The organism is Synechococcus sp. W55.2, from assembly GCF_047461635.1.
In the GTDB taxonomy this organism is placed as follows: Bacteria; Cyanobacteriota; Cyanobacteriia; order Thermostichales; family Thermostichaceae; genus Thermostichus.
In genome coordinates, this window is the sequence record NZ_JANSHM010000004.1 from 82261 (window position 1) to 92468 (window position 10208).

A 10208-nucleotide genomic window follows, 5' to 3' on the forward strand; every position below is an offset into this window, starting at 1 on the left:
TATGATCAGCAGCACAATGGCTGAGAAGGTGGTGGATCCCTATGCCGAGGCTCTCATTGCCCTTGGATCTGGCCAGGGATTGCTGGACACTTTTGCCGCCGATATGCGCTTTATTGCCGAGGTTCTGCGGGCTGCGCCGGAGCTGGGCCAGTTTCTCGCCAACCCGGTGATCAAGGCCGAGGCCAAAAAGAACCTGTTGCAGCAGGTGTTTGCCGAGCAGATCCACCCTCTGCTGCTCAATGCGCTGAAGTTGTTGACCGACCGCCGCCGTATCATGTTTCTCGGGGCCGTCTGCCGGCGCTTTTTGGATCTGCAACGGAAGCTCCAGAACATTGTCCTGGCCGAAGTGACGACGGCGATACCCTTGACGGAAGCTCAGCAGCAATCGATTCGCGAGCGGGTGATGGACTTCACGCGGGCCAGCGGCGTGGAGTTGCAAACTGCTCAGGATCCAGAGCTGCTGGGAGGGGTGGTCATCAAGATCGGATCCCAGGTGATCGACCTCAGCTTGCGTGGACAGTTGCGTCGGCTGGCCTTGCAGTTGGCCTAAGTTGGTTTTTGAGGATCCCTTCCCATTACTTGAGAGGACTGCTATGCCTACCATTCGCCCAGACGAGATTAGCACCATCATCAAACAGCAGATTGAGCAGTACAACCAGGAGATGCAGGTCTCCAATGTGGGGACAGTTCTGCAGGTGGGGGATGGCATTGCCCGCATCTACGGTTTGGATAAGGTGATGGCCAGCGAGCTGCTGGAATTTGAGGATGGCACCACCGGTATTGCCCTCAACCTGGAAGAAGACAACATCGGTGCCGTGCTGATCGGCTCCGGGCGGAATATCCAAGAGGGATCCACCGTCAAATCCACGGGCAAGATTGCCAGCATCCCGGTGGGGGAAGCCCTCTTGGGCCGCGTGGTGGATCCCCTGTGCAACCCCCTCGACGGCAAAGGCCCGATCCAGTGTACGGAGTCTCGCCTGATCGAATCTCCGGCACCTGGCATTGTCGATCGCCGCTCTGTGTACGAGCCCCTGCAAACCGGCATTACCGCCATCGATGCCCTGATCCCCATCGGGCGGGGGCAGCGGGAACTGATCATCGGCGACCGCCAAACCGGCAAGACCACCGTTGCTGTGGACACAATCCTGAACCAAAAAGGGCAGGATGTGATCTGCATTTACGTGGCCATTGGTCAGAAGCAGAGCACCATCGCCCAGGTGGTGGGCATCCTGACCGAGCGAGGGGCTATGGACTACAGCATTGTGGTGGCTGCCGGCGCCGATAGCCCGGCCCCGTTGCAGTGGCTGGCCCCCTACTGTGGCGCCACCATTGCTGAATACTTCATGTACCAGGGCAAACACACCCTGGTGGTCTATGACGACCTCTCCAAGCAGGCGGTGGCTTATCGGCAAATGTCGCTGCTGCTGCGCCGTCCACCCGGTCGGGAAGCTTATCCTGGGGATGTGTTCTACCTGCACTCGCGGCTATTGGAGCGAGCCGCCAAGCTGAGCAGCCAACTGGGAGAGGGATCCATGACGGCACTGCCGATCGTGGAAACCCAGGCCAATGACGTGTCGGCCTACATTCCCACCAATGTTATCTCCATCACCGATGGGCAGATCTTCTTGGAATCGGATCTGTTCAACGCTGGCATCCGCCCGGCCATCAACGTCGGGATTTCCGTCAGCCGCGTCGGCTCGGCAGCTCAGACCAAGGCGATGAAAAAGGTGGCTGGCTCCATCAAGGTGGAACTGGCGCAATACCGCGATCTGGAGGCCTTTGCCCAATTTGCCTCTGACCTGGATGAGGCTACCCAAAAGCAACTGGCCCGCGGCCAACGGCTGCAGGAGTTGCTGAAGCAGCCACAGTACTCTCCCCTGTCTCTGGATCAGCAGGTGGCCATTATCTATGCGGGAACACGAGGCTATTTGGATGACATTCCGGTGGAGAAGGTCTCCAGCTTCAAACAGGGCCTTTTGGCTTACCTGGGCACCACCCATCCCAAGTATGGCGAGATCGTCCTCTCCACCAAGCAGCTCACCGACGAGGCAGAAGAAATCTTGAAAACGGCCATCACAGAGTTCAAGCAGAGCTTCGTGGCCAAGGCGGCCTAGGGTGACGCGGATCTCTCCTGGCCCGGATCCCTGTCGACCACCAAAATAGAGGGAGTAGGTTATGGCAAACCTCAAGCGCATCCGCGATCGCATCAAGGCGGTGAAAAACACCCGCAAAATTACCGAGGCCATGCGGCTGGTGGCAGCAGCTCGGGTGCGGCGCGCCCAAGAGCAAGTGATGGCCACCCGTCCCTTCGCCGACCGGCTGGCCCAGGTTTTCTATCGACTGCAGACGCGGCTGCGACTGGAGGATGTCAACTTGCCTCTGCTGAAGCAGCGGCCCATCCAGACGGTGGGGCTGTTGGTGGTGGCCGGGGATCGGGGCTTGTGCGGAGCCTACAACGCCAACGTGATTAAGCGCACCGAGGAGCGGGTTCGCGAGCTGCAGGAGACAGGGCAGCAGGTGCAGCTTTACCTGGTGGGCCGCAAGGCGGTGCAGTATTTCCAGCGGCGCTCCGCTCCCATCGCCAAGACCTACGTGAATTTGTCGCAGATCCCCACGGCGGCTGAGGCTGCCCAGATTGGGGATCAGCTCCTCTCGGCCTTCTTGTCGGAGAAGGTGGACAAGGTAGAGCTGCTCTATACCCGCTTTGTCTCTTTGATCAGCTCCCGTCCGGTGGTGCAATCCCTGTTGCCCCTCGATCCGTCGCGGTTGGCCACTCAAGACGATGAAATTTTTCGTCTTTTGGTGCGGGGCGGAGAGTTTACTGTCGAGCGCAGCAAAGTCATCGCAGCGGTCTCGGCCCCACCTCAGGACATGATCTTTGAGCAGGATCCCGTGCAGATTTTGGATGCACTGCTGCCGCTGTACCTGAACAACCAGTTGCTACGGGCCTTGCAGGAGGCGGCGGCCAGCGAATTGGCAGCTCGCATGACGGCCATGAACAACGCCAGCGACAATGCCAGCGAGCTCATTCGCACGCTGGGTCTTGCCTACAACAAAGCTCGCCAGGCGGCTATTACCCAGGAGATCCTGGAGGTGGTGGCCGGAGCGGAGGCCTTGTAGGGTTCTCAAAGGAGATCCCCTGAGGAGCCGAGGTTGCGTTGCCGCGCCATCTGGGAGTTGAGCAGAACCACCGGCAAAATCCCCACTAAGACAATGGCCAAAGCCGGTGCCCCTGCCTCCGCGAGACGCTCATCGGCTGCCAAGCGGTAGGTTTGCACCGCCAAGGTGTCGAAGTTGAAGGGCCGCAGCACCATCGTGGCCGGCAGCTCCTTCATCACATCCACAAATACCAGCAGCATAGCCCCCAAGAGGCCACCCCTCATCAAGGGCAAATGCACCTGCCACAGGGTGCCCAGGGATCCCTGTCCCAGGCTGCGGGCTGCCTCATCCAAACTGGGGGGAATGCGCAGCAGCGTGGCCTCGACGGTGGCCAAAGCCACGGCCAAAAACCGCACCAGGTAGCCGAACACCAAAGCCGTGAGGGTGCCACTGATCACCAGGCCAGGTGGCTGTTGCAGCACCACCTGCCGCAGGTAGCTCAGCAGTTGATCCAACCACCCTAGGGGAATCAGAACCCCCACTGCAATCACCACCCCAGGCAGCGCATAGCCCAGAGAAGACAACTGCACTGCCAGCCGCAGGCCCCACGGGGATCCCGCCCGTCCTAGCCCCTGCATGCGCAGCCCGTAAAGCACCACCACCGACACGGAAACAGCAATGATAGCCGTGATGGTGGATAGCCAAAAGCTGTTCTGGGCGTAGCTCCAAAAGCGGCGACCCAACTCCCCCTGCCGCAGGGTCATGTGGAGCAGAATCAAGGCCGGCACGACGAAGCCCAGCCCAATTGGGATCCCACAGGCCAGCCAGGCCCCCACCGCCCGGATCCCTTGTAGGCGGTAACGGGTTGGGGTGGGTTTGAACCCTTGGCGATAGTAGCGCGCCCGCCGGCGGGAGAATTGCTCCACCGCCATCAGCAGCAGCACCAGCAGCAACAGCAGAGCGGAAAGCTGAGCCGCCGCCACCGGATTGCCCAGGGCCGTCCAGGTGCGGTAGATGCCGGTTGTAAAGGTATCTACCCCGAAATAGCTGACGGTGCCGAAATCGTTGAGGGTTTCCATCAAGGCCAGCAGACAGCCGGCCACGATCCCCGGTCGGGCCAGCGGCAAAGCCACCTTGAAAAAGCTAGCCCAAGGCCCGTAGCCCAAGGAGCGGCTTACCTCTAAGCAGGCCACCGATTGCTCCTGAAAGGCCAGCCGGGCCGAGAGGTAAACATAGGGATAGAGGGTGAGGATCAGCAGCAGGATCGCCCCCCACAACGAGCGAATGTTAGGGAACCAGTAGTCGCCGATCCCCCAACCTGTTACCCGCCGCAGCCAGATCTGGAAACCGCCGGTTACCTGCAAAAAATCGGTGTAGGCGTAGGCCAACACATAGGTGGGGGCCGCCAGGGGCAGCACCAACATCCACTCCAGCCAGGCCCGCCCCCAAAACTGACACATGGTCACCAGCCAGGCAGTGCCACTGCCCACCAGGATGACCCCCGCCGCCACCCCTGCCATCATCACCAGGCTATTGCGCACATAAAGCCCCAAGACCGTATCGGCCAGGTGCTCCCAAACCTGCCGCTCGTCCGCAAAAAGGCTGAGCAACACCGTAAGGACAGGAACGAGAATGAGACCGCTGAGGGTCAGAGTCAGAAGCGCCCAGCCGTTCAGAGGAAAGAAGCCACTTCCCGGCAGAGATTTGCTCAACAACTTCAACCTCATCTCTTTGTCCATCTCAACAGGCGGGAGCTACCTCTTGAGCAACTCCTGGGGAAGAAAAGGGGATCCTCCAGGGATCCCCAACCAAGTTTTCTCTCAAAACAAGCTCTTGGGCAGCTTAACGAAATAAACGATGTTCTCGTCTTGCTTGTTACCAAGGTAAGGCATAGTTTTTTCTTGAACCGCGCCCTTTTCCGAGACGATGCCAAAGTCGTCGTCGTTAACTATCGCTAGGGTAGTTGAGTTGAGAATGGCCAACCCCTCGGGCTTGTCGTGGGGATAATTGGGGATCGACATAATGTCAAATACTTCTTCTTTGGAAACGGGCTTGATCCCCGCTGCAATGATTTCCTCTTGGGTTAACTGCTCCAGAGTCTTGCCGTTAACCAGCAGGCCATTTGGACCAGGATCAAAGACATCCGTGGCAGCGGCAGTATCGATTTTGTAGATCTTCTTCGTAACCTCTTTGTCCTCTCCCGGCGTTTTGCCATCCCGTTCGAGAACCAGGAAGGTTGTGTCGGTAATGGCGACAATTTCGCTAACAGCGGTGCCAGTTCCCTCTAAAGGATAGAGGTATTCTTTGAACTTGCCCGTGGCCAGTTCATAGAAGAGTATCCTGCAAACAGTTGCGGTCTTTTGAACATCTTTGTTGGGGTTCAAAAGCGGAGACTGCATGATGCCGACCAAGTATTTCTGATCGGGCGTCAGAGTTAGCCCCTCCATGCCGCGATTGGGGCGCCGATTTTTGTAAACTTCTGGAAGCTTTTTGCCGCCAACTCCACTTCCAAAAGGATTTAGCCACTCGATGGCCTTGCCATTGGAATCAAAATGGATCAAGTGAGGTCCGTATTCGTCGGCAATCCAAAAGCTTCCATCTTTGGCCACCGCGATCCCCTCTGGATCGATACCTTTGGGATCCGGCGCAAGCTGCTTGCCGCTGAGATCGTAGGCATTCTCTCCCGTTCCCCCCGAGTCAGATGGATTGGGGATCCCGGTGAGATTTTTGCCTGTCTCGTCTTGCAGCAGGATGACCCTGTCCAACTTGAAGCCCTTGCCGTCCAAAGACAATCTGGCAACTTGAGGGGTAAAGTCTGGCTTAGGGAAAATCTTGTCGTTTGACTCAGCTCCATCAATATTGGGACCGCGATCGGTGAGCACATAAAAATATTGGCCATCAAAGGCAAGGCCAGAGCCAAACCCACCATTGTAGATTTTGACGCCGTTTTCTGTGTTCAAAAGCAGATCCCGCTTTGGAACAGGAGCCTTTTCGGGAAGGTTTTCAATTGCCTTTGCCGGGCTATTGGTGTAGAAAGAAGTTAAAGAAAGCAGGAGCAAGAACAAGCCTGCTGTTCGCAGTTGTTTCATTTGGCAAACCTCCAGAAGCTTTTAAAAAAGAAAGACAGGACGCCTGAGCGGCCTCGAACGGAAGCAACGCCGTCCTAGAGTATCGACGCTTGGCCAAGAACCGTCAAGCTGCTTAACGTTCACGGCGTCAAGCAATGAAAGGCTGTACTCAGGGCCTGTCCTGGAGGCCTGATCTACTTCCAACCGGCCCGATCCATTACCTTTAGGGCATCAGGGGTGACGCGGCCAATGCTGGCGGCGTTGATCGTATCTTCCTTAAAGGTGCCAAAGCTGGCCACCACCGAGTCGATCTCGGCCCCTGGCAGCACTGGATACTCGTTGTTGCCCTGGGCAAAAATGGCCTGCGCCTCTGGCCCGGAGAGAAACTCCAAAAATTGGATGGCCGCTTCTTTGTTGGGAGCTGTTTTCAGAATGCCGGCCCCGCTGATGTTGACGTGGGTGCCACGATCCTGCTGGTTGGGGAAGAAGACGCCGATTTTCTCGGCTACGGCGCGCTCTTCTGGATTGTCGGATTTGATCAAACGCGCCAGATAGTAGGTGTTGACCAGGGCCACGTCTCCTACGCCAGCGGCTACGGCTTTGATTTGATCAATATCTCCCCCCTCCGGCGGACGGGCAAAGTTGGCCACCAAGCCCCGGGCCCATTGCTCCGTTTCCGGGATCCCGTGGGCCAAGATGATCGAAGCCGTCAAGGATTGGCTGTAAACGTTGCTGGAGGAGCGGGTGAGCACCTTGCCCCGCCATTTGGGGTTTGCCAAGTCCTCATAGGTGGACAACTCCTTGGGATCCACCTTGTCTTTGTTGTACATGATCACCCGGGCTCGTTTGGTGAGGCCAAACCAGTACCCCTCTGGATCCCGCAGAGACTCGGGAATATTTTTGGAGAGCGTCTCCGACTGGATGGGTTGAAACCAGCCCTCGTTCTGAGCGCGCCACAACCGGGCAATATCCACCGTCATGAAGATGTCGGCGGGGCTGTTGGATCCCTCGCTGCGGATGCGCTGGACGATCTCATCGGCGTTGCCCTGCACCCAATTCACGGTAATGCCCGTTTTCTGCTTGAAAAGTTCGTACAATTTCTCGTCTGTGCCGTAGTGCCGCGAGGTGTAGAGGTTCACTTCCTGATTGGCGCCATGGGCCGGACGCAGAAGAGACCCTGCTGCCAGAGCCGCAGAACCTAGCGTGGCTCCACTGACAAATTGCCGTCGCGATAAGCGCATACCCAACTCCTAAGTTCAAAAACATCTCAAGAGACAGAGCTCCACCGGCCAAGCTGGCCATGCCTCTCTCTGAGAAAAAACCTGAAAGCTACGCCCAAAGGACAAAGGCGGTTCCCGCAAATCTCACTCCGTTGACCCTCATCTTAGGCCAGCTTTATTGAGACTTTTATTCAAGAACCTCGCCTTGGGGCAATGATAGAGGATCTCAAGTACCAGGTCAAGCTCTTGGGAGTTGTTCTCACTTCTCACCCTTTGGGATGAAACTGGGTGGCTTCCCCTTGTCCTCGACAGCGCCTGAGATGGCCAGCAACGCAGCCGGTCTTGTTGAGCAACGGGTCTCTACCCAGGGCTTTGCGGTCAGCGGTATTGACAGCACTCGCGAAAGCTGAAGAGGCTTCGGGTATAAAGGGAGCAGGGTAGATGACAGAGCTATGGTGAGCTCCCTTTCGAGATCGCCTCATGCACAGGTGCAAGAGAATAGCAGGGATCCGGGCGTCTCTATCCTGGTCTGCGGCTACAACGATTTGGTGGAGCTCACTCTCCAAGCCCTAGAAGCTTTTGGACATCGCGCTGTAGTAGTTGCTCCCGATCTGCCCCCTCATTTGGAAGAGCAGTGGCAATACCTACAGGCGGATCCCCGCCAGCCGGGGGTGTTGCAGCGGGCTGGGATCGAGCGGGTCAAGGTGGCGCTGCTGCTGGAGGACGATGACCAAGCCAACTTTGAGCTGGCTTTGCTGATTCGAGATCTCAACCCACAGGTGCGCGTCGTCTCGCGTCTGTTCAACCACAGCCTTGCCCGCTATCTCGACTCGGTTTTGCCACAGCATTTTTCCCTATCGGTGGCGGCTTTGGCTGCCCCGGCTTTTGCCCTCAAGGCCGTTTCCGACGAATTTGTTGGCTACTTTGAGCTGCCCCAGTTGGAAGCCCAGCCGGCCACACTCCCGCCAGAGCTGGCAGATCCGGCTTACTTTGTCTCAGACCGAGAGACCACCCTCTGGAACGTGGTAGAGCTGACCATCGGATACAACTCCCGCCTGCTGCATATGCCCCTCTCGGAGCTGGAGGAAACTTTTGGGGCGCGGGTGCTGTTTCATTACCCGGTGGATGGGCTTTCTGACTTTTCCAAACAGCGAGTTTTCGACGACTTTGACCACGAGGCAGAGCTGCTGGAGGGGGATCGCGTTTTGGTCATTTGCGATCCCAGAGCCTACCTGCAACTGTTGGAACGCAACGGGCGACGGGGCTCCTCACGGGCACAGCGCTGGGCCAGCGGCCAGATGCAGGACAAGCGACAACAACGGCAAGGCAGGTCGTTGGGGCGGGGATCCCTTGGGTCTTGGCTGCGCAGAGGAGTGCAGGGACTCCTACAGGTCAAGCCCATCGTGCGCACCCTCACCTTCACCTTGGGGGCCATGCTGGTGCTGGGGGTGATCAACTTCAGGATGATCGGCAAACCCCTCATCGATGGGCTTTTGCTGACGATCGTGGTGCTGACAGGGGGCTACGGGGATATTGAGGCTTTTCAACAGCCGGAAACACCGCTGGGGGTGAAGGTGCTGGCGGTGATGATGACCTTGGTGGGGGCTGCCCTGGTGGGGTTGATTTACGGCTTGGTGACCGACAAATTGGTGAGCAGTCGCTTTGGCTTGGGTCGGGCTGCCCGTATGCCCAAAGAGGATCATGTGGTGATCGCAGGGTTGGGGCGGCTGAGCTATTTGGTGCTGCAGTTGTTGCGGCAGATGGGCTACGAGGTGGTGGTGGTGGATCCCAATAGCGAGAACCCTCTCTTGGAGGCAGCGGAACGGGAGGGAGCGGTGGTGGTTCGTGGGGATTATGCCCTGGCAAGCACGCTGCAGCAGGCTCGCATTCAAGGCAGCCGCTGCCTGATCTGCACCACCCCTGACGATCTCACCAACCTGGAGACGGCCCTGACGGCCCACAGCCTGCAGCCGGGGATCCGCACCATTTTGCGGGTTACCGATCCCGAATTGGCGGCTCGCATGCAGCGCCACATGCAGACCCTGGGGATCAGCTACAGTGCTACCGGGTTGGGGGCACGGGCTTTTGCCACAGCAGCACTGGTGGGATCCGTCTACGGCACTCTGGCTTGGCAGGGGGAAACTCTGCTGGTGACGCTGCTGGAGGTCTCGGCCGATTGCCACTACCTGGGGCTATCCTTGCGCCAACTGGCCCAGGACTATGACCTGGTGATCTTGCTGCATCGCTCCCGACCGGGGAAACCCTGTGTTTTTCCCAAGATCTGGCAAAAAGAGGGCAAGACCCTGTTGAAAGAAGGCGATCAACTCTATGTGATGGGAACGGTGGAATCCCTGATTCGCTTAACCCAAGGACGGCCTCTTCCCCCAGAGCTGTATCAGGTGCGCCTCCTAGAGTATCGCAACCCCTATTTTGAAGAGGATATCCTCTCGGCTTTATCGTTCTACGCACGCCTGCCCAAAACGGCCCTGAAACCCCTATTGGGCTGTCTGCCGGCGGTGGTGAGCCCACCCCTTCCCCGCGACAAGGCGATCAAGTTGGCCCGCCAACTGCGCAAAATGAGCACTGAAGTGCAGGTGTTTGCCCAGGCGCAGCCTGACCATCGGATCCCTGCAGCCATGAACGAAAACAGCGAGAGTAATCTGAATTGATTTGGACACTGTTCTGTTTATTGGTCTATTCTGCACTCCGTAGTCCAAAACATCTCGTTATGGGCAGTTGGACATTCAGCTAGAAATCGCAGGAGCCCCGCACTGTACCCGTAGGGTCAGTGCCGGGAGGAATGCGGAAGTCACAATAGAAC

At 57.9% G+C, this 10208-nt stretch carries 7 protein-coding genes; 4 read left to right on the top strand and 3 right to left on the bottom strand.

Annotation, left to right across the window (positions count from 1 at the left end):
- Position 1: 1 nt before the first annotated feature.
- The 3 genes from atpH to NW828_RS01965 all read left to right on the top strand — a co-directional run bounded on the left by atpH (position 2) and on the right by NW828_RS01965 (position 3120).
- Positions 2 to 550, top strand: coding sequence for an ATP synthase F1 subunit delta (atpH, locus tag NW828_RS01955; protein WP_414381057.1), 549 nt, complete (start codon positions 2 to 4; stop codon positions 548 to 550).
- Positions 551 to 593: 43 nt separating this feature from the next.
- Entirely contained in the window at positions 594 to 2114 is a 1521-nt protein-coding gene (gene atpA, locus NW828_RS01960) for a F0F1 ATP synthase subunit alpha (protein WP_011434218.1), read from the top strand.
- Between the two features lie 61 nt (positions 2115 to 2175).
- Positions 2176 to 3120: a F0F1 ATP synthase subunit gamma gene (locus NW828_RS01965; protein ID WP_414330493.1), complete on the top strand. Its 945-nt coding sequence runs from the start codon at positions 2176 to 2178 to the stop codon at positions 3118 to 3120.
- Positions 3121 to 3125: 5 nt separating this feature from the next.
- Here the strand turns inward: NW828_RS01965 and NW828_RS01970 are convergent, their stop codons facing one another.
- The 3 genes from NW828_RS01970 to NW828_RS01980 all read right to left on the bottom strand — a co-directional run bounded on the left by NW828_RS01970 (position 3126) and on the right by NW828_RS01980 (position 7414).
- Positions 3126 to 4826, bottom strand: coding sequence for an ABC transporter permease (locus NW828_RS01970; RefSeq protein WP_414381059.1), 1701 nt, complete (start codon positions 4824 to 4826; stop codon positions 3126 to 3128).
- Positions 4827 to 4919: 93 nt separating this feature from the next.
- Entirely contained in the window at positions 4920 to 6188 is a 1269-nt protein-coding gene (locus NW828_RS01975; RefSeq protein ID WP_414381060.1) for an esterase-like activity of phytase family protein, read from the bottom strand.
- A 173-nt stretch (positions 6189 to 6361) separates the two neighbouring features.
- Positions 6362 to 7414: a Fe(3+) ABC transporter substrate-binding protein gene (locus NW828_RS01980; RefSeq protein ID WP_414381062.1), complete on the bottom strand. Its 1053-nt coding sequence runs from the start codon at positions 7412 to 7414 to the stop codon at positions 6362 to 6364.
- Between the two features lie 461 nt (positions 7415 to 7875).
- On the opposite strand from NW828_RS01980, the gene NW828_RS01985 reads away from it, so the two are divergent.
- Positions 7876 to 10056, top strand: a complete 2181-nt coding sequence (locus NW828_RS01985; protein WP_414381064.1) for an NAD-binding protein — start codon at positions 7876 to 7878, stop codon at positions 10054 to 10056.
- Positions 10057 to 10208 lie beyond the last annotated feature (152 nt).

Excerpts from the sequence above, each read along its gene's own strand:
- NW828_RS01970 (WP_414381059.1), bottom strand. The coding sequence starts at position 4,826 with ATGAGGTTGAAGTTGTTGAGCAAATCTCTGCCGGGAAGTGGCTTCTTT.
- NW828_RS01975 (WP_414381060.1), bottom strand. The coding sequence starts at position 6,188 with ATGAAACAACTGCGAACAGCAGGCTTGTTCTTGCTCCTGCTTTCTTTA.
- atpH (WP_414381057.1), top strand. The coding sequence starts at position 2 with ATGATCAGCAGCACAATGGCTGAGAAGGTGGTGGATCCCTATGCCGAG.
- atpA (WP_011434218.1), top strand. The coding sequence starts at position 594 with ATGCCTACCATTCGCCCAGACGAGATTAGCACCATCATCAAACAGCAG.
- NW828_RS01965 (WP_414330493.1), top strand. The coding sequence starts at position 2,176 with ATGGCAAACCTCAAGCGCATCCGCGATCGCATCAAGGCGGTGAAAAAC.